This window comes from Pseudemcibacter sp. (assembly GCF_965661635.1).
Lineage (GTDB): Bacteria > Pseudomonadota > Alphaproteobacteria > Sphingomonadales > Emcibacteraceae > Pseudemcibacter.
Map to the genome: position 1 here is coordinate 28,553 of NZ_CBFIEP010000041.1, position 26,421 is coordinate 54,973.

At 40.6% G+C, this 26,421-nt stretch carries 25 protein-coding genes; 16 read left to right on the forward strand and 9 right to left on the reverse strand.

Annotated elements, in window-relative coordinates:
* Positions 1-2,784 (reverse strand): DNA polymerase I, encoded by a 2,784-nt coding sequence (gene polA, locus ACTF6W_RS02870; protein WP_438993030.1) that lies wholly within the window; start codon positions 2,782-2,784, stop codon positions 1-3.
* Between the two features lie 101 nt (positions 2,785-2,885).
* Here polA and ACTF6W_RS02875 point away from each other — a divergent pair, with 101 nt between their 5' ends.
* Complete coding sequence (locus ACTF6W_RS02875; RefSeq protein WP_438993031.1) at positions 2,886-3,830, forward strand: ABC transporter ATP-binding protein; 945 nt, start codon at positions 2,886-2,888, stop codon at positions 3,828-3,830.
* A gap of 2 nt (positions 3,831-3,832) precedes the next feature.
* Positions 3,833-5,464 carry an L-aspartate oxidase gene (nadB, locus tag ACTF6W_RS02880; RefSeq protein WP_438993032.1) on the forward strand — a complete coding sequence of 544 codons (1,632 nt, stop codon included), beginning with the start codon at positions 3,833-3,835 and terminating at the stop codon, positions 5,462-5,464.
* Here nadB and ACTF6W_RS02885 read toward each other — a convergent pair whose 3' ends face one another.
* Positions 5,465-5,824, reverse strand: a complete 360-nt coding sequence (locus tag ACTF6W_RS02885) for a DUF2794 domain-containing protein (protein ID WP_438993033.1) — start codon at positions 5,822-5,824, stop codon at positions 5,465-5,467. It abuts the gene before it with no gap.
* Between the two features lie 252 nt (positions 5,825-6,076).
* Between ACTF6W_RS02885 and ACTF6W_RS02890 the strand changes: the two genes are divergently transcribed.
* The 3 genes from ACTF6W_RS02890 to ACTF6W_RS02900 all read left to right on the forward strand — a co-directional run bounded on the left by ACTF6W_RS02890 (position 6,077) and on the right by ACTF6W_RS02900 (position 9,704).
* Positions 6,077-6,766 carry a glutathione S-transferase N-terminal domain-containing protein gene (locus ACTF6W_RS02890; RefSeq protein WP_438993034.1) on the forward strand — a complete coding sequence of 230 codons (690 nt, stop codon included), beginning with the start codon at positions 6,077-6,079 and terminating at the stop codon, positions 6,764-6,766.
* An 88-nt stretch (positions 6,767-6,854) separates the two neighbouring features.
* Positions 6,855-8,732, forward strand: a complete 1,878-nt coding sequence (htpG, locus tag ACTF6W_RS02895) for a molecular chaperone HtpG (protein WP_438993035.1) — start codon at positions 6,855-6,857, stop codon at positions 8,730-8,732.
* A gap of 126 nt (positions 8,733-8,858) precedes the next feature.
* Positions 8,859-9,704: a hypothetical protein gene (locus tag ACTF6W_RS02900; protein ID WP_438993036.1), complete on the forward strand. Its 846-nt coding sequence runs from the start codon at positions 8,859-8,861 to the stop codon at positions 9,702-9,704.
* A gap of 50 nt (positions 9,705-9,754) precedes the next feature.
* Here ACTF6W_RS02900 and acnA read toward each other — a convergent pair whose 3' ends face one another.
* Complete coding sequence (gene acnA, locus ACTF6W_RS02905; RefSeq protein ID WP_438993037.1) at positions 9,755-12,439, reverse strand: aconitate hydratase AcnA; 2,685 nt, start codon at positions 12,437-12,439, stop codon at positions 9,755-9,757.
* 279 nt (positions 12,440-12,718) lie between these two features.
* On the opposite strand from acnA, the gene ACTF6W_RS02910 reads away from it, so the two are divergent.
* The 3 genes from ACTF6W_RS02910 to ccmB all read left to right on the forward strand — a co-directional run bounded on the left by ACTF6W_RS02910 (position 12,719) and on the right by ccmB (position 14,317).
* Positions 12,719-12,883: a hypothetical protein gene (locus ACTF6W_RS02910; RefSeq protein ID WP_438993038.1), complete on the forward strand. Its 165-nt coding sequence runs from the start codon at positions 12,719-12,721 to the stop codon at positions 12,881-12,883.
* Positions 12,884-12,995: 112 nt separating this feature from the next.
* Positions 12,996-13,649: a heme ABC exporter ATP-binding protein CcmA gene (gene ccmA, locus ACTF6W_RS02915; RefSeq protein WP_438993039.1), complete on the forward strand. Its 654-nt coding sequence runs from the start codon at positions 12,996-12,998 to the stop codon at positions 13,647-13,649.
* Positions 13,649-14,317: a heme exporter protein CcmB gene (gene ccmB / locus ACTF6W_RS02920; RefSeq protein WP_438993040.1), complete on the forward strand. Its 669-nt coding sequence runs from the start codon at positions 13,649-13,651 to the stop codon at positions 14,315-14,317. The genes ccmA and ccmB overlap by 1 nt, the downstream gene beginning before the upstream one ends.
* Positions 14,318-14,368: 51 nt before the next feature.
* On the opposite strand, the gene ACTF6W_RS02925 is transcribed toward ccmB, so the two are convergent.
* The 3 genes from ACTF6W_RS02925 to ACTF6W_RS02935 form a co-directional block, all read right to left on the reverse strand.
* Positions 14,369-16,351, reverse strand: a complete 1,983-nt coding sequence (locus ACTF6W_RS02925) for a hypothetical protein (RefSeq protein WP_438993041.1) — start codon at positions 16,349-16,351, stop codon at positions 14,369-14,371.
* Positions 16,352-16,517: 166 nt separating this feature from the next.
* On the reverse strand, positions 16,518-17,141 hold the full coding sequence (locus ACTF6W_RS02930) for an FMN-binding negative transcriptional regulator (RefSeq protein WP_438993042.1): 624 nt from the start codon (positions 17,139-17,141) through the stop codon (positions 16,518-16,520).
* A 45-nt stretch (positions 17,142-17,186) separates the two neighbouring features.
* On the reverse strand, positions 17,187-17,471 hold the full coding sequence (locus ACTF6W_RS02935) for a PGPGW domain-containing protein (RefSeq protein WP_438993043.1): 285 nt from the start codon (positions 17,469-17,471) through the stop codon (positions 17,187-17,189).
* Positions 17,472-17,615: 144 nt separating this feature from the next.
* Between ACTF6W_RS02935 and ACTF6W_RS02940 the strand changes: the two genes are divergently transcribed.
* The 8 genes from ACTF6W_RS02940 (at position 17,616) to ACTF6W_RS02975 (ending at position 23,564) form a co-directional block, all read left to right on the forward strand.
* Entirely contained in the window at positions 17,616-18,350 is a 735-nt protein-coding gene (locus ACTF6W_RS02940; RefSeq protein WP_438993044.1) for a heme ABC transporter permease, read from the forward strand.
* Positions 18,343-18,498, forward strand: coding sequence for a heme exporter protein CcmD (ccmD, locus tag ACTF6W_RS02945; protein ID WP_438993045.1), 156 nt, complete (start codon positions 18,343-18,345; stop codon positions 18,496-18,498). Before ACTF6W_RS02940 ends, ccmD begins: the two co-directional genes overlap by 8 nt.
* A 4-nt stretch (positions 18,499-18,502) precedes the next feature.
* Positions 18,503-18,985 carry a cytochrome c maturation protein CcmE gene (ccmE, locus tag ACTF6W_RS02950; RefSeq protein ID WP_438993046.1) on the forward strand — a complete coding sequence of 161 codons (483 nt, stop codon included), beginning with the start codon at positions 18,503-18,505 and terminating at the stop codon, positions 18,983-18,985.
* Positions 18,982-20,934: a heme lyase CcmF/NrfE family subunit gene (locus ACTF6W_RS02955; protein WP_438993047.1), complete on the forward strand. Its 1,953-nt coding sequence runs from the start codon at positions 18,982-18,984 to the stop codon at positions 20,932-20,934. The genes ccmE and ACTF6W_RS02955 overlap by 4 nt, the downstream gene beginning before the upstream one ends.
* Positions 20,935-21,462 (forward strand): DsbE family thiol:disulfide interchange protein, encoded by a 528-nt coding sequence (locus tag ACTF6W_RS02960; protein WP_438993048.1) that lies wholly within the window; start codon positions 20,935-20,937, stop codon positions 21,460-21,462.
* A gap of 8 nt (positions 21,463-21,470) precedes the next feature.
* Positions 21,471-21,923, forward strand: coding sequence for a cytochrome c-type biogenesis protein (locus ACTF6W_RS02965; RefSeq protein WP_438993049.1), 453 nt, complete (start codon positions 21,471-21,473; stop codon positions 21,921-21,923).
* The gene (gene ccmI / locus ACTF6W_RS02970) at positions 21,923-23,059 is read left to right on the forward strand and encodes a c-type cytochrome biogenesis protein CcmI (RefSeq protein ID WP_438993050.1); all 1,137 of its coding nucleotides are present in this window, start codon (positions 21,923-21,925) and stop codon (positions 23,057-23,059) included. Before ACTF6W_RS02965 ends, ccmI begins: the two co-directional genes overlap by 1 nt.
* Before the next feature lie 112 nt (positions 23,060-23,171).
* On the forward strand, positions 23,172-23,564 hold the full coding sequence (locus tag ACTF6W_RS02975; protein ID WP_438993051.1) for a hypothetical protein: 393 nt from the start codon (positions 23,172-23,174) through the stop codon (positions 23,562-23,564).
* On the opposite strand, the gene ACTF6W_RS02980 is transcribed toward ACTF6W_RS02975, so the two are convergent.
* The 3 genes from ACTF6W_RS02980 to mtaB are packed head-to-tail and all read right to left on the reverse strand — an operon-like array spanning position 23,561 to position 26,375.
* Positions 23,561-24,136 carry a septation protein A gene (locus ACTF6W_RS02980; protein WP_438993052.1) on the reverse strand — a complete coding sequence of 192 codons (576 nt, stop codon included), beginning with the start codon at positions 24,134-24,136 and terminating at the stop codon, positions 23,561-23,563. The two genes, ACTF6W_RS02975 and ACTF6W_RS02980, sit on opposite strands and share 4 nt — an antisense overlap.
* Positions 24,137-24,148: 12 nt before the next feature.
* Positions 24,149-25,087, reverse strand: coding sequence for a signal recognition particle-docking protein FtsY (ftsY, locus tag ACTF6W_RS02985; protein WP_438993053.1), 939 nt, complete (start codon positions 25,085-25,087; stop codon positions 24,149-24,151).
* On the reverse strand, positions 25,080-26,375 hold the full coding sequence (mtaB, locus tag ACTF6W_RS02990; protein ID WP_438993054.1) for a tRNA (N(6)-L-threonylcarbamoyladenosine(37)-C(2))-methylthiotransferase MtaB: 1,296 nt from the start codon (positions 26,373-26,375) through the stop codon (positions 25,080-25,082). Before mtaB ends, ftsY begins: the two co-directional genes overlap by 8 nt.
* Positions 26,376-26,421 lie beyond the last annotated feature (46 nt).

Consider the following 26,421-nt stretch of genomic DNA (forward strand, 5'->3'; position numbering starts at 1 on the left):
TTAATGCGCTTCGTTCCAATTATCACCAATGCCACAGTCAACGGTAAGAGGAACTGAAATTTGGAGCGCCGGCAAAGCCGCCTTTTCCATAACAGACGTAATGATTGGGGTTGTTTTTTCTATTTCCTCTTCAGGAACCTCAAATACCAGCTCATCATGAACTTGCAAAAGCATTTTTGCATTCAGTCCCGCTTGCTTAAGCGCATCAGGCATTTGAATCATAGCGCGCCTAATTACATCGGCGGCAGAACCTTGAATTGGCGCATTAATAGCCGCGCGTTCACCAAATGAACGACGCATGCCATTTTTATCATTGATACTACCAATGTGGATTTTTCGCCCAAATATGGTTTCTACATACCCTTTATCACGGCAGTATTGCTTAGTATCTTCCATATAATGACGAATGCCGGGGAAGCGCTCAAAATATTTATCAATAAATGTTTTGGCTTCTGTGCGGCTCATACCAAGCTGGTTTGCAAGACCGAATGAGCTGATCCCATAAATAATACCGAAGTTAATGGCTTTGGCTTGTCGGCGAACAATAGGGTCCATTCCTTCTATTGGCACACCGAAAACTTCTGATGCCGTCATTGCATGAATATCAATGCCGTCATTAAAGGCTTTTTTCAAACTATCTAATTCAGCGATATGTGCCAGTAATCTGAGCTCAATCTGACTATAATCAGCAGCAACAAGCTTATATCCTTGTTCCGGAATAAAAGCATTTCTGATTTTTCGACCTTCTTCAGTACGAATAGGAATATTCTGCAAGTTAGGGTCTGTTGAAGATAAGCGCCCGGTGGTAGTGGCCGCTAATGAATAAGACGTATGGATGCGTCCTGTATCCTTGTTAATGATATTTTGTAGTGCGTCAGTATAGGTGCTTTTCAGTTTCGCAAGGGCACGCCATTCTAAAACTTTCTCGGGTAATTCATGTCCGTCAGCGGCAAGTTTTTCTAATATATCAGCTCCGGTGGTATAGGCGCCTGTTTTACTTTTTTTACCACCCGGTATTGCCATTTCTTCAAAGAGAACTTCGCCAAGTTGTTTAGGGGAGGCGATATTAAAGGCATGACCTGCTAAATCATGGATAACACCTTCTAACTCAGAAAGTCTCACGGCAAATTCATTGGATAGGCGATTGAGCATATCTTTATCAACTTTAATGCCATTATGTTCCATATCAACAAGCACTGGAACGAGCGGTCGTTCTAATGTTTCATAGACGGTGACCATCTTTTCCTGAACAAGTCGCGGCTTAAGAAGACGATGTAAGCGGCCTGTGATATCCGCATCTTCAGCGGCATATTCGGTTGCTTTATCAATAGCAACTTTATCAAATGTTATTTGTTTTTTGCCCGTTCCGGCAATTTCTTTAAAGGGGATTGTGCTTAAATCAAGATGTACGCGAGCCAGTTCATCCATGTTGTGTTTATTGACGCCCGCATCTAACACATAAGATAAAAGCATAGTGTCATCAAATGGGGTAATTTCCACGTCATACTTTTTAAGAACAAGCGCATCATATTTCATGTTTTGCGCAATTTTTAATATTGCCGGATTTTTAAGTAATGGTTTTAATAATTCCAATGCCTCTTGCATTGGTATTTGATCGGGAATTGGCTCGGCACTGCTTTCCGATAATAAATCAACAGGTTCATCACTATGGTTTACGTGCGCTAATGGAATATAACACGCGTCACCGCTATTAATGGATAATGAAATTCCTACCAAATCAGCCGCCATTGCATTGGTTGATGTGGTTTCTGTATCAATAGTTATCTGTCTGGCATTCTCAGCCAGTTTAATCCAACGCTTTAAAGCCTCAATCGTTGTTACCGTTTCATATTTTACTTCTTTTGGCGCAGCGTCTTCTATGGGTGCGAACTCGGCAGAAACGTCAGGACCTAAATGAGTAAGTATCCGTGTTTGAAGACTTCTGAAGTTTTGCTCTTCTAAAAAAGGAAGTACTTTATCGGGATCAATATCACCAAGGGCAAAATCATCAATACTTGGTAGATCAGGTACATCTAAGGCTAAAGTTACAAGTTCTAAACTAAGCTTGGCTTGATCGGCAAATTCGATCAAATTTTCACGGCGCTTATTTTGCTTAATTTCACCAGCCCGTGCAAGAAGCGTATCAAGATCACCAAACTCAGATAATAAGAGAGCCGCCGTTTTAACACCAATGCCGGGAACGCCAGGGATATTATCGGCGCTATCACCCGCCAGAGCTTGAATTTCAATGACTTTTTCTGGTCCTAATCCAAATTTTTCGGTGACTTCTTCAATGCCAATATGGCGGTTTTTCATCGTATCAAGCATTCTGACATCATCACTTACCAATTGCATCAGGTCCTTATCGGTTGAAACAATTGTTACTTTACTGCCATTACTTTCAGCTTGCTTGGCATAGGTGGCAATAATATCGTCGGCCTCATAACCTGCTAATTGAATGGAAGGCAGATTAAAAGCTTCGACAGCGTCATGAATGATTTTGAATTGCGGTATTAGATCGTCTGGCGCTGGTGGGCGGTGGGCTTTATATTCAGGGTAAATATCATTACGAAATGTTTTTTTGCCAGCATCAAAAATGACCGCGAGATGACTTGGTCGTTCACTATCATCCAAATCACGTAATAATTTAAAAAGCATATTACAAAATCCAGAAACCGCGTTTACGGGAGTACCGTCAGGACGGTTGAGTGGCCTGATGGCGTGATACGCTCGAAAAATAAAACTTGATCCGTCAATAAGATATAGATGATTGCCGTTTGACATGCTTTTTATGTTCCATTTTTTTATATAATAGCCAGATTATTCATTGACCCGTAGACTAGCGAGTGATACCGAATAAGCAAGCTCATATTGGATCATATAACATGACAGATCAAGAACTCGCGATAAAAATTCGTGGCCTTAAAAAAACTTACGCAGCAGATGGGGCGTCAAAACCGAAAGAAGCACTCAAAGGAGTAGACCTTTCTATACCGCGTGGCTCTATATTTGGATTACTAGGGCCAAATGGTGCTGGTAAATCAACAACAATAAATATCATCGCTGGTATTGTAGATAAAACGGCAGGGTCAGTTGAGGTTTGGGGCTTTGATATTGATAAAGATATTCGAAATGCCAAAGCAAACATTGGTATAGTGCCGCAAGAAATTAATTTTGATGTTTATTTTACGCCTTATGAAATGTTGGAACTTTACGCCGGACTATATGGCATTCCAAAAAACGAAAGAAGGTCCGATGAAATATTGGAAGCGATGCGTCTTGTTGAGCAGCGCGATGCGTATACACGCTTTTTGTCAGGAGGAATGAAACGCAGGCTTCTTGTTGGTAAAGCAATGGTTCATAATCCTCCGATACTGGTTCTTGACGAACCGACCGCCGGGGTTGACGTGGAATTAAGACAGCATATTTGGCAATATGTTCGAGAATTGAATGAAAAGGGTGTAACCATTGTACTTACAACTCATTATTTGGAAGAAGCCGAAGAACTGTGTGATGAAATAGCCATAATTAATCACGGTGAACTTGTGATATGTGAGAAAACGCCAAATTTATTGAAACAACTTGATGAAAAGATGGTGGTAATAACGCCTGTTAATGTCATCAATAAAGTACCTCAGGTTTTAAGCGACATCGGTGGAAAGCTGAATGAAGAGGGTGATATTGTTATACATTTTAGCCCGAGCAGCATTACTGTCGGTGAAATTCTCAAAAAAGTTTCTGAGACAGATATTGAAATTGCCGACTTAAAGACGGAAGAAAGTGATCTGGAGGATATTTTCTTACAGCTTACCAAAACGATCGAGACGTAATCATGACTGTTACACACGATTTTGATGTACTTGTAATAGGAAGCGGCGCCGCGGGATTAAGTTTAGCTTTGCACGTGGCGGATCATGCTTCTGTTGCCGTGCTTTCAAAAAATAAACTTTCCAGTGGCAGTACGTCTTGGGCCCAAGGTGGCATTGCTGCCGTGCTTGATGATCGCGATACTAAAGAATCTCATATTGAAGATACGTTAAATGCTGGTGGTGGCCTATGTGAATATGATGCTGTTAAATTCGTCGTTGATCAGGGAAAAGAAGCGATTAATTGGCTTATTGAAAATGGCGCAGATTTTACAAAAGAAAGTAGAGAAGATAAGCAAAAAGCCGTTGAAGGGGATTATCATTTAACCAAAGAGGGCGGCCATTCTTTCCGACGCGTTATCCACAGTGCGGATGCCACCGGTAAAGAAGTGCAAATTTCACTTGAGAAAAAAGTAAAGGCGCATCCGAATATCACACTTTTTGAAAATCATATGGCCGTTGATCTTATTAGTAATGATCGCCGTAATATCAAGACGCAAAAATGTGTTGGCGCTTATATTCTTGATACCAAAAACGGAAAAGTCGAAGTTTTTCGCGCAAAATCGACGGTGATTGCAACAGGCGGCGCCAGTCGAGCATATCTTTATACATCAAATCCTGATGGTTCAACCGGAGACGGTATTGCGATGGCTTGGCGTATGGGCTGTCGGGTAGCCAATATGGAATTTAATCAATTTCACCCAACATGCCTTTATCACCCAGAGGCGCGCACTTTCTTATTAACAGAAGCTTTAAGAGGTGAGGGTGCTTATCTGCGTCTTCCAAACGGTGATCGGTTTATGGACCGGTTTGATAAGCGTGCGGAACTTGCCCCTCGCGATATTGTTGCCCATGCGATTGATCATGAAATGAAACGTTTGGGGGTTGAATGTCTTTATTTAGATATTTCACATAAAAATGATGAATTTATCATGGAACATTTTCCAACCATATATAAAAGATGTCTTAAGTTAGGGTTTGATTTAACAAAAGAACCTATCCCGATTGTTCCTGCGGCTCATTATACCTGCGGTGGTGTGATGACGGATTTAAAGGCGAGAACAGACGTTAAAAACCTTTATGCGATTGGGGAAGTTGCCCATACGGGACTTCATGGCGCGAACCGCATGGCCAGCAATTCTCTACTTGAATGTCTGGTTTTTGCTAATGCGGCCGGAAAAGATATTGTGAAGCTGATAAAAAAAGAAAAATTCAGTACAACAATCAAACCATGGGATGAGAGCAGGGTGGCTGATTCTGATGAAGAAGTGGTGGTCTCCCATAACTGGAACGAACTTAGACATTTCATGTGGGATTATGTTGGCATTGTAAGATCAACACGTCGTTTGCAGCGTGCGGCCAGACGCATCGAAATGTTAGCAGGTGAAATTCGTGAATATTACGGTGCTTTTAGAATTACGTCTGATCTTTTGGAGCTTAGAAATCTAGTCACGGTTTCTGACTTAATTGTTCATTCTGCACTACAAAGAACGGAAAGCCGTGGCTTACATCATACCTTGGATTTTCCAGATCGTGATCCTGACATGGATGGTCGCAATACGGTGTTAAAGCCCCCTCGAAAACCATTTAGTCGTTAATCATTGTACGAGCTTTATCAGCTTTTTATCAAAATGTTTTAAGACCTGACGTAATTCTTGTCCACGTTTTAAGATCTGTCCCTGACTGCCAATAATAGCATAGGCACCTTGCTTATGCCTTAGAGAGGGTGTTTTCGTAATGCGATAAATGGGGCGTTCACTTGCTTTTTGAAATACAGCAAAGACGGCTTCATCTTTTGATCCTGATATGGCGTAATCTTTCCAATGACCTGATGCGACCATTTTACCATAAATATTCAAAATGGCTTCAAATTCGGGTCTTTCAAAGAAAATATTGGCAACTTGGGCCTTGCTATGCTGGCTTGTGGAAAACGGAATTATTGTTGTTTGATCAGTCATTAACTTGAGTTTGCGTCCAGATTAAATTGATTGCAACAAAAAATGCCACAAAATGACCTTATTCTAAACCTAACTCCGCCTTAATTAAATTCTATACCTATAATTGTTAGTCCCTGCAGCCAGTTTTTTGAAATATTGCGAACCCTTTTCCCTCCCCTTCACCCAGCAATATGGAACGAACTGGCTGCTATTTTTTTGAAGCATGTAATTTAAAGCATGATATAACGAGAAAAATACAAAAGGGAATTTTCTATGAAATTATATGAATTAGTTGGTCGTGATTCTGAAAAAGGGTTTAGCCCGTTTGCGTGGCGCATAAAAATGGCACTTGCTCATAAAGGTCTTAATTATGAAAGTGTTCCCTTACATTTTACAGAAATTAAAGAAACACTTACATTCGCAGACAGCAAAACCGTTCCCGTTTTAATCGACGGCGAAAATTCAATTTCAGATAGTTGGAATATCGCCTGTTATTTGGAGGAATATTATTCAGAAAGGTCAAGCTTATTTGAAGGTGAAAAAGGGAAGGCCGCTGCCCAGTTAATGGGTCATCAATTGGCACGTCCATTATTAATGCCGTTATTTAGAGTTTTGGTTTCTGATATTTATAATGTGATTGATGAATGTGATAAAGATTACTTCAGAGAAACAAGAGAGCCGCGCATTGGCTGTAAAATTGAAGAAGCGGCCAAAGATTATGATCAGGCATTAAAAACGTTTCAAACAAATCTTTTACCCTATCAAGACTATTTCAATCAGAATGATTTCTTAAGTGGTCAAAGTGCGGCCTATAGTGATTATATTTTATATGGCATTTTTCTTTGGGCCAGAGCCACCAGTGGTAAAATATTAATCGAAGATGATAGTTCAGTAAATCTATGGATCAAAAGAATGGACGGGCTCTTTAATGGTCTTGGCGGATCTGTTTCTTTGATAAAATAAGTCATTTTTTATTACTTTCCCTCTTGAAAAGCATTCAGAACATTCCATATCTGATCTATTAAGAAAAATTCAAACGGGAATAGAAAAAATGACAACTGAAAAAATGGGTTTTGAGGCGGAAGTCTCACGTCTGCTCCATATGATGGTCCACTCTGTTTATAGTGACAGAGAAATATTTTTACGTGAATTAATTTCAAACGCATCTGATGCTTGTGACAAACTTCGTTACGAAGGATTGACCAATAGTGATTTGCTCAAAGATTCGGGCGATTTTACCATCGATATTCGCCTTGATAAAGAGAGCAAAACATTAACGGTTTCCGATAATGGTATCGGAATGAACCGTGAAGACCTTATATCACATTTAGGAACAATTGCCCGTAGTGGGACGTCCTCATTTATGGAAAATATTTCCGGGGATGAGAAAAAAGATGTGAATTTAATCGGCCAATTTGGCGTTGGGTTTTATTCTGTTTTTATGGTTGCGGATAAAGTCGAAGTGCTTAGCCGCAAAGCCGGTGAAGAAAAAGCGTACCTTTGGTCTTCGGATGGTATTGGCGAATATACCATTTCTGAAGCGGAAAAAGTAGGAAACGGAACGTCAATTATGCTTCATATTAAAGATGAGGCAGATGAGTTTATAGAAATACACCGCCTTAAGAATATTATCAAAACGTATAGTGACCATGTCACCATTCCTATTACGATGATCAGCAAGTCAGAAGAAGACGGTGCTGAAGATGAAGAAACAAGTGAACGTGTGAATGATGGAACGGCACTTTGGGCAAGATCAAAATCGGATATTACCGAAGAACAATATAAAGAATTTTTCCATCATGTTGCGCATGCTTATGATGATCCTGGAATGACAATTCATTACCGCGCTGAAGGCAAAATTGAATATACTGTGATGTTATTTATACCTAGTCAGCAGCCAATGGACTTGTTTGACCCTGCTCGTAAAACAAAAGTAAAATTATACGTAAAGCGTGTATTTATAACGGATGATTGTGAAGACATTCTTCCAGGATATTTACGCTTTATGCGCGGCGTGGTAGATAGCGAAGATCTTCCCTTAAATATTAGCCGTGAAATGCTGCAAAATAATCCAGTGATGTCTAGTATTTCCAATGCAGTGACAAAACGTATTCTGTCGGAATTAGAGAAGAAAGCGAAAAAGGATAAAGACGGCTATAATCAATTCTGGGAAACGTTTGGCCCAGTCCTTAAAGAGGGTATTTATGAAGATTTCGCAAGACGGGATCAAATTTTAAAAATGTCACGCTTTTATTCAACGGCAGGTGATGAATTAACATCACTAGATGATTATGTGTCCCGGATGAATGATGGCCAAGATACGATTTACTATATTACGGCCGATTCATTAGAAGCCGCGAAGAGATCACCGCAACTAGAAGGGTTTAAAGCAAAAGATATTGAAGTTATCTATTTTACCGATCCTGTTGATGAGTTTTGGCTGCAAATGATTCCAGAATTTGACGGCAAAAAGCTTGCATCCGTGACGCGAGGCTCTGCAGATCTTGATGATAAAAAAGAAGATGACAATGAGGAAGAAAAAAGTCCTGAGCTTGAGGCGCTTCTTTCTGTTCTTAAAACGAACCTTGGTGAAACTGTGAAGGATGTCAGAAAATCAAATCGTTTGACGGATAGTGCTGTGTGTCTAGTAGCCGATGATAATGACATGGACATGCATATGGAACGTATCCTCAAAATGCATAACAAATTAGATGGTGCCGCAAGTGCAAGGGTCATGGAAATTAATGCTGACAATGACTTAATTAAAGCACTTTCTAAAGCAGCCACAAAAAAAGGATCTGTCGATTTATTAAAGGATGCGTCACAAATGCTCCTTGACCAGGCTAAAATTATGGAAGGAGACCTTCCTGATGATCCTGTTGCATTCGCCAGCAGGCTTTCAAAAGTGATGGAAGCCAGTTTTAAATAATTTTAAAGCCGTTTGTTAATTCAAACGGCTTTTTTCTCAAAATAAATAAAAATCTTCCAATCTGGTAACTTCTTATTTATGAATAGCGAGTATTATTGTTTTTTTTAATAGTGCCCGGAGCTTTTTGTGTCAGACTTTTCTAATTATTCCCGTTCTTCGTCTGATAATAAAATATCCGTTACAGATGTTATGAGGTTTAGTTATACTTATTTCGTCGATAACTTTTCTCTTTTCGTAAAACTTTCCATTGTGCCGATGTTACTGTGGATCTTGCTTAATGTCTCTGCTGAGGTATTATTGAATGAATATGGTATTGCGTTTAATCACCTCATTCCGCGTGCTTTTGTTTCGGCATCATTTGCACTTGTATGGTACCGTAAGTTTTTATTAGGTATGGAGCAAGAATCTTACGGGAAACTCTATACTCATTTAAAATCGAGACGGACTTTTAGTATCGCATCAATTCTTAAATCCATTTTAAGAGTGGTCATTATAGCAATGGTGATTTTAGTTCCAACGCTGATGGTATCTCTCGCTGCAGTGGTATATCAAATTTCTCAAGGTGTAACGATCACTAATGAAATGTTGGAACAATTGGTACAAATAACGACGTTTATTGTATTATTGACTGTTTCACCGATTTTAATACGATTTTCTTTTTATTCAGCGAGTATTGCATTAGGGCGCCGTCAAACGCGACTGCGTGATGTGTGGCGCAAAACCACTGGTTATACATGGAATTTATGGCATCTCGTAATTAGAGCTTTCTTACCTTTAAGTTTATATACATATGCGCTTAATGAAGGATTTTCTAAAATTGCAGAAAAATTTGAACTTTCTTATGTTGCCACAAGTCTTCTCATAAATATACCGTCTGCATTTATGGTCTTTATGATGTTAGCGATTGTAGTGGCGGCGAATGCGACCGCCTTTAAGCAAATTTTTGGCACAGGTGATAAAGAAAGAACATAAAAAAAGCCGGATCATTTGACCCGGCTTTTCATAAAGTTATTTTCTTTTACTTACTGTGAAGCAAGATTTCTAAGTACGTAATGTAAAATGCCGCCATTTTTGAAATATTCAACTTCATTTGCTGTATCAATCCGGCTCAAGACAACGATGTCTTTTGTTGCGCCGTCAGCATAAGTAATCTTAACATTTAAATCTTGTTGTGGCGCAATGCCGTCGGCGATACCAGAAATATCGAATGTTTCAGATCCTGTTAAACCAAGGCTCTCGCGATTGTCATCGCCTTTAAATTGTAAAGGAAGAACGCCCATACCGACGAGGTTAGAGCGGTGAATACGTTCAAAGCTTTCAACGATAACCGCTTTTACTCCAAGAAGATTGGTTCCTTTGGCGGCCCAGTCACGTGATGATCCGGTACCATATTCTTTGCCGCCGACAACCACGAGCGGTGTTCCTGCGTCTTGGTATTTCATGGAGGCATCATAGATGCTCATTTGTTCGCCAGTTGGAATATAGGTTGTAATGCCACCTTCTGTACTCGGGGCCATTAGGTTACGAAGACGCACATTGGCAAATGTGCCGCGCATCATTACTTGGTGATTACCGCGACGCGAACCGTATGAATTAAAATCAATGCGTTCTACACCATTCGCTGATAGATATTCTCCCGCTGGGCTGTCTGCTTTAATCGCGCCTGCTGGGGAAATATGATCGGTCGTGATACTATCACCTAGAAGTGCGAGTAAATTAGCGCCCTTAATGTCTGAGATATTACTTGTTTCCATGGTCATGCCTTGGAAATAAGGAGGGTGTTGAATATATGTGCTTGTATCATCCCATGCGTAAGTTTGACCTTCTGGGAATTTAATATCTTGCCATTGCTGAGTGCCCGTAAAGACGTCTTTATAACGCTCAACAAACATTTCGCGCGTAAGAGTGTTACGGATTGTTTCATCGATTTCAGCGTTTGTAGGCCACAAATCTTTTAAATAAACATCATTGCCGTTTTTATCCAGACCAATTACATCTTTTGTAATATCAATTTGCAATGTACCTGCAATTGCATAGGCCACGACAAGTGGCGGTGAAGCAAGATATGATGCTTTAAGATCTTGACTTACGCGACCTTCAAAATTGCGGTTACCTGATAATACGGACGCACAAATCATTTCATTGTCATTAATAGTTGTGCGCAAGTCTTCTGCGAGGGGACCAGAGTTACCAATACATGTTGTACAGCCATAACCCACCAGATCAAAGCCGAGAGCATCAAGATGTGGAGTAAGACCCGCTTTATCAAGATAATCTGTTACAACTTGTGATCCAGGTGCAAGAGAGGTTTTAACCCATGGTTTTGAATTAAGTCCAAGCTCATTTGCTTTCTTAGCAACAAGACCAGCCGCCATCATTACACTTGGATTTGATGTATTGGTACAAGATGTAATCGCAGCGATCATTACGTCACCATGATGAAGTTCGTAATCTTGACCTTCTACCGCGAAGCCTGTATCTTTTTCAGCGGCTTTCCCACGCTCTTTAAGAACTTCATTAAACGCATTCGTCGCATTGCTAAGAGAAACACGATCTTGCGGGCGACTAGGGCCAGAAAGACTTGGTTCGACCTTTGAAATATCAAGTTCAAGACCAGATGTATATTCTGGATCAGGCGTATTTTTATCGCGCCACATGCCTTGTTCTTTGGCATAAGATTCTACCAATGAGATAGTATCTTCATCACGACCTGTGAATTCTAGGTAATCAAGTGTAGCCTGTGACACTGGGAAGAAACCACATGTCGCACCATATTCAGGAGCCATATTGGCGATGGTTGCTTGATCGGCAAGTGTCATTTGGTCAAGACCGTTACCGTAAAATTCTACGAATTTACCAACAACACCATGTTTACGGAGCATCTCTACCACCGTCAGAACAATATCTGTCGCTGTGATGCCCTCGCGTGCTTTACCAGTTAGTTTGAAACCAACAACTTCAGGGATTAACATTGAAACAGGTTGGCCGAGCATCGCTGCTTCTGCTTCGATACCCCCTACACCCCAACCGAGAACGGCAAGACCGTTAATCATTGTCGTATGGCTATCTGTACCCACACAGGTATCTGGGAAAGCAACCGTTTTACCGTCTACATCTTCGGTCCAAACTGTTTTCGCGATATATTCAAGATTAACCTGATGACAGATACCTGTTCCAGGGGGAACAGCGGAAAAATTATCAAAACTATTCTGCCCCCATCTTAGGAATTGATAGCGTTCATTGTTACGTAACATTTCAAGACCGACGTTCTTTTGAAAAGCGCTATTATCACCGAAGTTATCAACCATCACACTATGGTCAATTACAAGATCAACCGGGCTTAAAGGATTAATTTGATCTGGACTGCCACCGAGGTTTTCCACGGCATTTCTCATCGCAGCTAAATCCACCACTGCAGGTACGCCAGTGAAATCTTGCATTAAGACGCGTGCTGGGCGATATTGAATTTCGCGGTTCATGCGTTTTTCTTTTTGCCAGTCTACGATTGCCTGCACGTCTTCTGTTGATACCGTTACGCCATCTTCAAATCTAAGAAGATTTTCAAGAAGCACTTTCATAGAATAAGGAAGGCGTGAAATGTCGCCTAATTGCTTTTCTGCTTCTTGGAGAGAATAATATGAATATTCTTTGTCGCCCACGTTAAGTGTGCGGCATGTTTTCAGGGTATCTTGACCAACGGTTGCCACGGAATTTAACTCCTCATAATTTTCATTGAATTTTCTTAAGGCTCTTTTGACTGAAAACGACTAATTTTTCAAGGAAAATCCAACCAAAAACGGCGCGGATTGTATAAATTAAGGCGATACAGCCTTTATTTGTCAGAAAAAGACCTTATTCGTGCCAAAGAATCACCAAACCTGATTTTTATATTTGTCGTCAGTTATGAATGATGAGGAAATATGATGATTAAGAGAAAAAACTCAAAACATGAAATTTTAAACCGATTTCTTAATATGAAATTTATAATGATTACGTTAATGGTTGCGACTTTTATGATGTTTGCATTTGGTTCAGCGACGAACATTGAAGGAAGTGAAATAACATCCATCATGGTTGGCGCAAGTCTTTTTGCATTGGCCAGTGCTATGCTGTTGAAGGCTGGAGAGATATCAAAGAAACTTTATAGATAAGTTATAGAATAGAATACTATTAGATTTATTCTGGGCTTCTCACTTTCCCAATATGCTGCTATAGCTTCTTATGTACATGTGATGTAAGAAAAATAAGCAGAACTAAGTGATCATGAATAATAATTATTCAGCAACCAATTTAAGCGTAAGAAGAAGTGAAAAAAAGATTTTTGAAAATCTCTCTTTTTCTCTGACTTCAGGCAAATTACTTAAGCTTATAGGACCGAATGGGTCAGGAAAGTCAACTCTGCTAAAGGCCCTCATTGGATTGATAGAGCCTGAGACGGGCGATGTAATTTTCGACCAAGAATCCGTCCTCATGGATCAAGAATGGATAAGCGAGAATATCTGCTACTTAGGGCATAAAAACACTTTAAAACGTGAATTCACAGTGATTGAGAATTTACACTTTTGGACGAAAATCTGGGGAACACTTGATCAAATTGATCATTCTCTCAAGTTAATGGGGATAGAATATGTACGTGACACCCCCGTTAGATATTTATCTTCCGGACAAACAAGGCGGGCCGCATTGGCGCGATCAATATGCCATCCGGGGTCTATTTGGCTTTTTGATGAACCGACCGTTGGTTTAGATGAAGAAGGGCTTTCTTTATTATCAATTACAATGAAATCGCATCTTGATATGGGCGGAATTATTATATGTGCCACGCATGTAAATTTAGGGATCGATCAAAAATATATAACAGTATTAAATCTTGCAGATTTTTCATTACAATCTAATTTTGAAAAGCGAGGGTGGTAATGTTCTCTCTTTTTAAAATTATTACCTTACGGGATATAAAAATTAGCTGGGCAGGCGGCAGTACCAGCAGCATGGTAGTTGCTTTTTTTATTATTGTTGTGACGTTATTTCCACTTGGTGTCGGACCCGAACTTAATATGCTTAGTCGTATTTCGGTTGGCGTCATTTGGGTTGCTGCGCTTTTAGCGTGCCTTCTATCTCTTGATCGAATTTTTCAAGCAGACTTCGAAGACGGCACATTAGATCAATATGCATTATGCCCATTATCACTGGAGTGGTTAGTGCTCGCTAAAGCATTAGCGCATTGGCTTACAACTTCGCTACCTTTAATATTAATAACCCCGCTTTTAGGCATTCTATTGAATATGGATGATGCGGCTTATTGGCCGTTGATTTATGCAATGTTACTTGGAACACCAGCGCTGTCATTAATAGGTACGATTGGTGCATCATTAACGGTATCTTTGAAAAGAGGCGGCGTCTTGCTTTCATTGCTTATTTTACCACTTTATGTACCAGTTCTTATTTTTGGTGTAATGAGCGTCGAAGCCATGACAATTGGTAATGGTGGTTATACAACCTTAATGATATTGGGCGCTGTTACTTTATTTAGTATCGCGATCACCCCTTGGGCCGCCGCCGCCGCAATTCGTTTGGCTTTAGACTAAAGTAAACGGCTATGAATTCTTACTTTGATAAGTCATAGCCGTTTAATTGATCTACCAGGTGATTTGTTCAACATTTTCGAATGTTATTGAACCACCATCTTCAAATTCAATTGATCCGGCGCTATCTTCTGATAATAACATCACGCCTGCATCTATATCTGACGATTCGATAACATGCCCTTCATCAAGATTAAGCGTCCAGCCATCTTGTTGGTCCAGACCACTAAAACCTTGTAATTGGATGCTATCACTCCATCCTTCACCACCATCAACCGTGTCATTGCCTTGATTAGCAAGAAACACAAGATGATCATCACCATCGCCGCCACGTAAGTTATCATTACCGGTGCCCCCGATGATCACATCATCGCCGGCTGATCCGGTGATGGTATCATGACCACTGCCGCCATCGATATGTTCGATATCGGTGAGGGTGGTTTCAGAGAAATCCATGTTATTGTTTGAACCGTCGCCGGCAATGGTCACGCCGCTGTTGCCATCTGCGGAAATCTCTTCAACGCTATCGGCCGGATTAAAGTGTGTGTTAATGCCGATGGTGACATTGTCTTCGGTTGCAACGATGGTATCGGTGCCTTCACCGCCATCGAAATCATCGAAGCCATCGCCCTGACTGATTTCAAAACGGTCATCACCGCCGCCGCCACGTAAATTGTCATTACCGGTGCCACCTACTATGACATCGTCACCGCCATTACCATTAATCGTATCATGTCCGGCATTTCCTGTGATATAATCAGCTTCTTCAGATCCATTTAAAGTATTATTTCCTGAACTACCGTCAATGGCATTCAGTTCATCGATAATATCTACTTTTATATTATCTAATAATGTCCCTAAAGAATTCGAATCTGTTGCCTGGAATTCAAGCCGTGCACTATCGCCATCAGCACTTACCTCATAGCTATGGTTTTCCCAACCAAAGCTATCGCCTGGTACAATTGTGTCAATTAATTCACCGTCCCAATAGACCTCAACGGCTGAATCTTCTCCGCCTCTTCCACCACGGGCGGAATGATCAAAGCTAATTTCGATAACTTGGCCAGGTGATGTGTCAAAATCCTTGTATAGTTTATTTTGATCACCACTATCGGCTTCTAGTTCAATAATAACATTGGAGCTATCTGAACCACCATAAGTCGTTTCTTTTCCAACTTCAATTTTACCACCATCATTATCGGTATACCAGCCGTCCAATCCTTCATCAATTTGACCCCAGCTACCTGAAAATGCCGCATCTTCAACATCTGTTAAACCAAAACCTGCTTCGGCCTCTGCGGCTTCCTTCGCGGCAGCTTCCTCAGCGGCGGCTTTTTCTTCAGCTTCTTTTGCAGCGGCTTCCTCAGCGGCGGCTTTTTCTTCAGCTTCTTTTGCAGCGGTTTCCTCAGCGACAGCTTTTTCTTCAGCTTCTTTCGCGGCAGCCTCCTCAGCGGCAGTTTTTTCTTCGGCTTCTTCTGTGACTTCTTTTACAACTGCTTCGCGCTCATCATTACTTTGTGGGTTCGAAGCTTTACTTTGTGGCGTGGAACGCGCCTGCAATGTTTCAGGTTGTTGCTCAGGATTATTTTGAATTCCTGTATTATCATTTTGAGGAGAAGTTAAATCAATTTCTTCACTTGCACGACCGGAGGACAGAGGTTCTTCTTGTTGCCGTTCCTCAACCGATTGCTTAGTCACCCTGTTTGAAGTGGTTTCTTGATTACTTTGTTCTTCTGAGGATTGTTTATTTTGTGGTGTACGACCTACACTTTTTGCCTCTTCAGAACTAAATCGTTCTTGGTTTTGAGGAGATGATGAGCTTTCGCCTGACTTTGCTTCGCCACGTGAATGATTCATTTGTATATTTGATCTGGTTTGAGTGTCTTCAGGTTCATCATTCTGTTTACTAAAATAATTGGAAAGACGATCATGATTCTCGCTGGTCTCATCTGACCGATCTGATTCATAAATACGAATATCGTCGCCATTTTTATCAAGTAAATCTTCTGAATTTTTTTGATGGTTTTCTTTTGCCATTAGTACACCTCTACCTAACGTAGGTTAGAATTTATATAAAACTACAGGCAACAGCTACATTAATAATATAAATATACCGTTACTTTTTATGGTTATTAAAAAGTAAACAATTATTCTAATGAATTGATTTCAAGGCATATTATTTTTCAAGTTTGATGAGAAATTTTTATTTTACCAAATTATTAATAATCTTTGACATTTTTTGAGCGTCGGTACTATCAAGCTTTTCAAGGGCATTAACCATTCCGCACAATTCGGGCTGTTTTTTATTTTGTCCCGCTTTACATTTACCTTCCAATTTAGTGATCTCAATTTCGATGCCGACGATGCCATTAATTTGTTGAGCGACAAATTTTTCAGGTGCATCTGATACTTTCCAAGGAACGTCTTCAATTTTTTCATTTTGATCCGTTAATTCGTCAAGGTGATGTCTTATCCAATCGGGATCTTCTATTATTTTTAAATTTCCATAAGCATGAACAACAAAGTAATTCCAAGTTGGGACTTCTTTGTGGTGCTCTTGTTTCGAAGGATACCAATTTGGTGAAATATAATGGTGAGGACCCTGAAAAATAACTAAGATATTATCAGTTTCTTTAATTGTTTTCCATAGAGGGTTGCCCTTAGAAATATGAGCACAAAGCGTGTTATTATCTCTTAAAAAAAAGGGTAGGTGATTGGCGTTTATTTCGCCGTTTTCCAATGTCACTAAAGTGCCGAAGGAATGTGACCGGATAAGATCGTGCAAAACGTCTTCACGTTCTTCTTTAAATAAGGGCGGTTGATACATCGTTTATACTCCAAAGTCATGATAACAAAATATAACGATATAATTCTATTCCGCCAAGTGTGTCGGGTCCGTCTCATCAATAACTTTTTTAAGAAATTGTGGCATATAAGGATGCAAACGCATTAATTGACGACCAACAATCGGTAATCGCCTTCTCAATTTCTGCATTTTCGTTTTAACCCAATGACTTTCAGAAACGAGAATGCTAAGGCCGATAAGGGCAACGATTTGTCCAATAGGAATAGGAATCGGCGCGGTAATAATGCCGACGATAAGCATTATCCAACCGATGAGTAGTTTCAAGGGTCTTTTGATCGTTTTTAAGCCCATAATCTTTTAACTTTGTTTCCTATTATTTGTTCTGAATAGTTTATATAGTAAAAGTTAAGAAAATAAGAAGGTCTAATTGTGGCATCATGTCGATTTTTTTCACTATTTCTTGATTATGAGCCCTGAAAAGGATAGATCAAACCTATGCATAAGTTCGCGAATCCAGCCCGTTTTTTACGGATCAGCAAAATGATAACGCCGTGGTGTTTTTTTCTCACGGTGATTTCGCTGGTTGTGGGTTTGTATTGGGGATTATTTATCGCACCGGAAGACTATCAAATGGGTAGCGCTTATAGAATAATATTTGTGCATGTGCCGTCTTCTTATATGTCAATGTTTGCATACGGCTTTATGGCTCTTGCAAGTGCCGTTGGTATTATATGGAAGCATCCTTTGGCGGATCAGTCTGCACGTGCGGCTGCCCCAATTGGTGCTGGTTTTACCGCACTTGCTTTGTTTACTGGCAGCCTTTGGGGCAAACCTATGTGGGGCACATACTGGATTTGGGATGCGCGCTTAACTTCGGAACTGGTTTTATTATTTCTCTATTTCGGATACATGGCCGTTTGGGACGCAATAGAGGATAGTGCAAAAGCAGCACGAGTAGCAGCAATCGTTGCTCTGGTTGGTGCCGTTAATTTGCCGATTATAAAGTTTTCCGTTGACTGGTGGAATACGCTTCATCAACCGGCGAGTATTATGAAATCAGGCGGAAGCAGTATCCATCCTGACATGCTTTGGCCGCTTCTTATTTGTATTTTTGCCTTTAATCTTTATTTTATCACGGTGGTACTATGGCGTATTCAAAGTTTAATTTTAAGACGTCAAATTAGAGGATTACAGATGCGAAAAGCAGAGAGGGGCGGCGATCATGGGTGAATATTCATTTTTCGTTTGGCCAAGCTATGGCGCGGTTGTTATAATTCTTGTCGTAATTGGGATCCAAAGTTGGCTTTCAAAACGTAAAGATGAGAAAGAATTAGAAATATTAAGTCGTAAAATTGAAGAATTAAGCGATCAGGAATAAAAATATGTCCACACCAACAAATTCGCGTGCTGCGAAGCGAAAAAAGAAACGGTTCTATCTTGTTTTAACAAGTATGACAATTTTAGCGCTTGCGGTTGGCCTCGTTTTAACAGCTTTACAAGATAATATTAGTTTGTTTCTCGACCCGACAGAGCTTAAAGAACGCCAAATTGCTGAAGGACAGCGTATTCGTCTTGGTGGTCTTGTAGCCGAAGAGAGCTTTAAAAAAGATGATGACGGATTAACATATCATTTTGATATCACCGATGGCGCTGAAACAGTGAGCGTTGTTTATAAAGGGTCACTACCTGATCTTTTCCGTGAAGGGCAAGGGGTAGTTGTTGAAGGACAAGTCGGTGGTCCAGGAATATTCCACGCCAACAGAGCGCTCGCAAAGCATGATGAAAATTATATGCCAAAAGAAGTCGTCGATAGCCTCAAAAAACGGGGCGTATTCCGACATGCTGAAGAAGAAGAAAGTATATGATTGCTGAGCTAGGTCATTTTGCCCTGATACTTGCTTGTTCATTATCGGTTATTCAAGGCGTTTTTCCACTTTATGGATCCATCAATGGTAATGGCAGAATGATGGCCATTTCATTGCCGGCTGCATATGGTCAGTTTTTATTTGTATCATTTGCGTTTGCCGCATTAATGTATTCGTTTATTGTATCCGATTTTTCAGTGGCTAACGTTGCGACCAATTCCCATACTTTAAAGCCTATGCTTTATAAAGTATCAGCCACGTGGGGGAATCATGAAGGGTCAATTTTATTTTGGGCGTTAATATTGGCTCTTTTTGGCGCAATGGTGGCCTTTTTTGGGCGCAATTTACCGCGCAAATTTCATGTAACAGTTTTAAGCGTGCAGGCGTTTGTTGGTCTTGGTTTTTATTTATTTTTATTACTTACTTCTAACCCGTTTGAACGCATTTTTCCATTTCCAAATGAAGGAAATGGTCTTAATCCGCTTTTACAAGACCCGGGATTGGCGTTTCATCCGCCGCTTTTATATCTTGGCTACGTAGGATTGTCGGTAACTTTTTCATTTGCTGTCGCCGCCTTAATCGAAGGGCGTGTTGATGCCGCATGGGCAAGATGGGTTCGCCCATGGACATTACTTGCGTGGTGTTTTTTAACTGCTGGATTAACGCTCGGTTCTTGGTGGGCATATTATGAACTTGGTTGGGGTGGTTGGTGGTTTTGGGATCCTGTTGAAAACGCGGCCTTTATGCCGTGGCTCGTTGCAACTGGATTACTGCATTCGGCCATTGTTGTTGAAAAACGGGATACCTTAAAAGCGTGGACCATATTGCTTGCTATTATTGCCTTCTCATTTAGTTTGCTTGGTACCTTTATTGTGCGAAGTGGTGTTTTAACGTCTGTTCATGCTTTTGCAACTGATCCGGAGCGCGGGGTATTTATTCTATTATTCTTGTTTCTTGTTATTGGCGGCAGTCTATTTTTATTCGCACTTCGCGCGGATAAATTACAGCCGGGTGGCTTATTTGCACCGATTAGCCGTGAGAGTATGTTGATTATAAATAATCTACTTCTTTCAGTATCTGCGCTCGTGGTGATGTTTGGCACACTTTATCCTTTGCTTCGTGATGCACTTACCGGTGAAAAAATTACTGTTGGACCACCATTCTTTAATATGGCGTTTGGATCATTAATGATCCCCTTAATTATTGTTATGGCCTTGGGGCCTATGGCCAATTGGAAACGAGCTGACCTCATGGGGATTTTGTCCCGTTTAAAATTTATGATGGTGGTATCCTTAGTGGCGACCCTTGCTTTTTATTATATGGCTGGGGGCGGTGCGATTATGGCTGCCGTTTGGCTTGGCCTTGGCATGTGGTTGCTGTTTTCAACGCTTTACGAATGGTCAGAACGTATCAAATTATTTAAAGGGGGGGCATTAAAACGTATTCTCCGGCAGCCACGAGCATCAATGGGTATGACATTTGGGCATTTGGGGCTTGCGATTGCAGTTTTAGGTATGGCAGCAACATCATATTGGGATAGCGAATATCAAGGTATTATGGGGTATGGCGATAAAGCAACTATTGCTGGATACGAGGTCACTTTAAATAGCACCGACGGTATTATCGGCCCTAATTATACGGCCGTAAGTGCCTCTTTCGATGTGAATAAGGATGGACAAAAAGTCACAACATTAGAACCAGAGGCACGTGTATATATGACACCACCCATGCCTACTACTGAAGCCGCGATTTTAAGCACATTTTTAGGTGATTTGTTTGTTGTAATTGGCGAAGCAAATAGTGAAAACTATGATTTATGGGCCGTAAGATTATATTTTAAACCCCTACAAGCTTGGCTTTGGACTGGTGTGGCTATTATGGTTCTAGGCGGGTTTATTTCTCTTTCTGACCGTCGTTTTAGAACCGGTACAATTAAGGGGAAAAAGTAAATGAAATTAAAAGCGTTTTTTCCTTTTTTAATTTTTTGCGTTATTTCAATCGCCTTATATGTTGGGTTAAGCTTAAATCCTGGCGAAATACCGTCTGAATTTATTGATGACCCTATCCCTGAATTCTCCCTTCCTGTTGTAGGGGGAGAGGAGGTTGGCTTAACAACCGCTGATTTAAAAAACGAAGAAGGCGTAGTTCTAGTGAATTTTTTTGCTTCCTGGTGTGCGCCCTGTTACGTGGAACATCCCTTTTTAATGGAACTTCAAAAGCGTGGTTATAAGATTTACGGCGTTGCTTATAAAGATAAGGCCCATGCGACTAATCGATTTTTGAAAGAACAAGGCAATCCTTATTTTGATACAGCCGCTGATAATGACGGTAGAGTGGCCATTGAATGGGGCGTTTATGGCTTTCCTGAAACCTTTATCATAAAAGATGGAGTTATTCGCCATAAACACGCTGGTCCCATTATGGAAATGCAGTTTGAAGATGAATTTATGCCAATTTTAGAAAGTATTAGCAAATGAACAAAATAATGATTGTTATATTTTGGTTGTTGATGGGCACAAGTGCATTTGCTGTTGGTGTCGATGAAAAGCGCTTGTCTGATCCTGCAGAAGAAGCGCGAGCACAAGAAATAATGAAGCAGCTGCGTTGTCTTGTATGTCAAAACCAATCAATCGTTGATAGCGATGCGGGCCTAGCGAAAGATATCAGAATCATTGTGCGTGAACGCATTCTAGCTGGTGATACGGATCAACAAGTACTCACCTTTATGACGGAACGTTATGGCGATTGGGTATTATTAAAACCGCCCTTTGATGGTGCAACCATCATTTTATGGCTCTCACCTTTATTATTGCTTGGGGTTGGATTTATCATAATCATTAGAAATCAACGTAATCGTAAAATGGCAACATCAGCACCATTATCTGACGAAGAACAAAAACGCATTGCTCAATTATTAAATGAAAATGGGGATAATTGATGTATATTTTTGTTCTCATTATTTTCAGTATTATTGCCATTTTGTTTGTTTTGCTTCCTTATTTGAAAGCGAAAGAGCCAGAAGGGTCAATAACACCTGATATTGATGTTTATAAAGCACAGTTAGATGAGTTAAATAATGATTTAAAAAGCGGCATAATTGACGAAGAAGAAGCGTCACGAACAAAAGTTGAAATTGAACGCCGTATCCTTAAAGCTGCTGACGGACGGTCAGATGTTTCACCGCTTGAAAAACCAAATAATTTATTATCTCTAGCGATGGTGGTGATCATCCTTTTTTCTGCCGCATTTTATGCGGTTATTGGGACCCCTGGCATGCCAGATTTCCCCATAGAAGAATTTAGAGAGCAAGAAATGCCGGAAGATAGAGCAGAGGCGCTTGCACAAACGGATGATTTAATAGCCAAAGTGAAAGCACGTCTCGCCACCAGTCCCGAGGAAGTTCAAGGGTGGGGATATCTCGCTAATCTTGAGATGAATAAAGGAAATTTCCAGCAAGCGGCCCAAGCATTATATCAAGCACATATTATTGCGCCGGATGTTTTTGACTATCAACTCATGTATGCTGAAGGCCTGATTATGGCATCAAATGAGAGGGTTACCCCAGCCGCAATGATCATATTAAACAAAGCAAGAAAAATGGCGCCCGAACACCCCGGACCACGTTATTATTTGGCACTTGCAGATTTTCAAGCAGGCGATGTCGAGGTTGCACATTCAGAATGGAAATCCATACAAGCCAATTTGGAGAGTAATGACCCAATGATGCCGCTTTTAAATGTTTGGATTAACCGTGCAGAAGTATCACTTGGTATCGCAGAGCCTCTCCCACAAACACGGGCTCCTTCGATTACAGCGGAACAAGCGGAAACCATTCAGAATATGAGCGCTGATGAGCAACAGGAATTAATCCGTCAAATGGTATTGCAACTTGCAATAAAACAAGAAGAAAACCCGACAAATATAGAGGGATGGATCAGGCTTTCCAGAGCATATATGGTGCTCGCTCAAAAGGACGAAGCAATAGCGGCTATACAGTCTGCTATAGAGAATGCACCCGACGGTCAAAAAGCGGCACTTGAAAAAGAACTGGAAAATTTAACTAAATTAGATTAAAATGTGATTCTAAATCTTAGAATAGTGGTATTTCCAGAAAGGCAGTAGGTCTTCTTGAATTAACTCAAAAAGTTATTATATGAGTTAAGTAGTATTTTTTTGGATAAGCGTAATGGAAATTAATTCACAGACACAGACATTAGTCTCTTTAACATCACTGCTTGATGCATCGCGTCAGCAACAACAACTGCGTGATGATCAGCTCGATAAGAAAATTGAAGAAGAAAAAGCACGCGATGCTCGGATTTCAACGCGCCAATCAGAGCGCCAAGAACTGATTCAGCAAAATCGGAATGCTCTGGAGAAAATTCAGGCGGATTTAAGAGAAAGAGATTTAGAGCGACTATATCAGGAATATGAGCCGACAGAAGTAACCAGTACCAATAGCGCAGGTAATAATGAGCCAATTAATATAAATTTCCGCGAAAGCATTTATGGAAACTCTAATGTGCCAGGACAACCAACTTTTGAAAGCCTCGGCCAAATCGTAAATTTTAAAATCTAATCTTCGTCGGCTTCTTCTATTTGATGCTTCATAATGATCGGCATTTGCGACATTGCGAATATAAAACTTAGTGGCATAAACACCCAAATTTTAGCAGAGATCCATTCGGCATTACTAAGATTACGCCACAGAACTTCATTCAATATTGCGCTAAAAGCAAAATAAAGGCCCCAATTGCGGCTCATTTTCATCCAAGCTATTTCCTCTACTGGCGGAAAACCTGCTTCCATCAAGGTTTTGATAAATGGCTTACCTTTGGCATATCCAGCGAGTAATGTTACGGAGAAGAAAGTATAAAGAATAGTCGGTTTGATTTTAATGAAGAGTTCGCTATCAAAATAGATTGTAAGCCCTCCGAAAACCCCAACGAGTGCCGCAGAAACCCAAAGCATTGTTGCAATTTTTTTTAAGAATATTTTAGAGCAAACCATTGATATGGCCATCGCGACCATGAAAACTCTAGTCGCAGGTATAATACCACCCATGCCATTCTCGTCAGAATATTGACCATTGGCATAAAAGAAAACAACAATAGGACCTAACTCAATGAGCAATTTAATCACTTGGTTCATATATATATCCTATTATATTTCTGCGCCGACGAGCATTTTTGAAAAGTCATTTGGATCAAACGCTTGAAGATCATCGATACTCTCACCGACACCAATCGCATGAATGGGCAGTTTGAATTTTTCTGCGCACGCTACTAATACACCGCCGCGCGCCGTGCCATCTAACTTTGTCATGATAAGGCCAGATACACCAGCAAGATCGATGAAAACTTCCGTTTGTAAAACGGCATTTTGCCCAGTGGTTGCATCTAATATAAGGACGGTATCATGCGGGGCATGTTCATCAAATTTTTTAATAACACGTACTATTTTTTTAAGCTCGTCCATTAAATAGCTTTTGTTTTGAAGCCGCCCTGCCGTATCGATAAGCAAAATATCCGTGTTCGACGTTTTTGCACTTTCAAGGGCATCATAAGCAAGCCCCGCTGCATCACAGCCTTCTTTGCCGCTAACAACTGGAACATCATTGCGTTCGCCCCAAACCTTAAGCTGTTCAACGGCAGCGGCACGGAAAGTGTCGCAGGCAGCCAGCATGACAGATTTTCCCTGAGCTTTAAATTGTTTAGCCAATTTTCCTATGGTGGTGGTCTTTCCAGCACCATTGACGCCAACCATCAAAATGACGTGTGGGTTATTTTCCATATTGATTTCAAGGGGTCTTGCAACATCTTGCATGATGTCGCCAATTTCTTCGGCAAGCGCTTGTTGAACTTCTTCCGCAGAAATTGCCTTATCAAAGCGGTTTTTTGAAAGGCGATCACAAACGCGCGCACTTACTGAAACACCGAGATCCGACATAATCAATAAATCTTCAAGCTCTTCAAGTGTCGAGGCATCAAGGCGTTTTTTAGTAAAAATATCCGTTATGCCTTCAGTCAGAGCAGAGGAGCTCTTTTTTAGACCTTGTTTGAGGCGGCTTAACCAGCCCCCTTTTTTTTCTTCTTCAGACATTTATAATTTCCGTGAGTAATATACCGTCTTGATACCCTGTGACGCGTGTCTTTGCAATATATCCGCTTGTTAAATTATCTAAATAATTGCCCAATATTTTTGCTGGGGCAAAATGTTCTGTATGACCTAGCATGGCATTTTCCTCTTTCATTGCCTTTTCAACTAGAATTTCAACTTCATTGCCAATTTGTGATGAAAGAAATGCATCAAGTTTTTCATCACCTAAAGCGCGCAATCTCGCAGCACGCTCTTTACGAATATTTCTATCCATTTGCGGCATTCGTGCGGCCGGCGTGCCCTCACGTTCTGAATAGGGGAAAACATGGAGGTACGTTAAGTCACAATCTTCTACCATCTTCATCGAATTTTCGAACATTGCTTCTGTTTCTGTTGGAAACCCTGTAATAATATCCGCGCCAAAAACCACATCCGGGCGCGCTGACTTTACAGAATTACAAAATTCAATGGCGTCTTCACGACTATGACGGCGCTTCATTCGCTTCAGGATCATGTTATCTCCTGATTGTAATGATAAATGTAAATGCGGCATCATTCTCATATCTGACGTAACCATGTCAAAAAGGGCTTCATCTGTTTCAATGCTATCGATGGAACTGAGACGTAATCTTTTTAGATCCGGTACATTATTAAGTATTTTTTGGCATAATGTCCCGAGACTAGGACTTCCGGGTAAATCAGGTCCATAGGACGTAATATCTACGCCGGTTATGATGACTTCTTGGTACCCATTATCAACTAGTTTTTGGATTTGTGTCACGACTTCACCGGCAGGAACAGATCGGCTATTGCCGCGTCCATAAGGGATAATACAAAATGTGCATCGGTGGTCGCAGCCGTTTTGAACCTGTACAAAAGCGCGCGTTCGTTCTTCATATCCATCAATGAGGTGTGGTGCCGTTTCTTTCACGGACATAATATCGTTAACGGCCACTTTTTCATCATTTGAAATGCCGAAATCTTGATAACTTTCTAGGGATAACTTTTCTTGATTTCCTAAAATTTTACCGACTTCAGGCATTTCGGCGAACTGTGCGGGGTCAATTTGTGCGGCGCAACCAGTAACAATGATATTGGATTCCGGGTTTTTTCGCTTCATGCGTCTGATGGATTGTTTTGCTTGCCGAGTTGCTTCGGCGGTGACCGCACAGGTATTAAAAATCACAGCATTATTAAGGCCGGCATCAGTTGCGTGACCTTTAATAATTTCGGATTCGTACGTATTTAAACGGCAACCGAACGTTACGACTTGTGGTTTTTTATTGCTCATAATGCACTATATGGACTGATTCTGGAAAAAGTCCAACATTTATCCC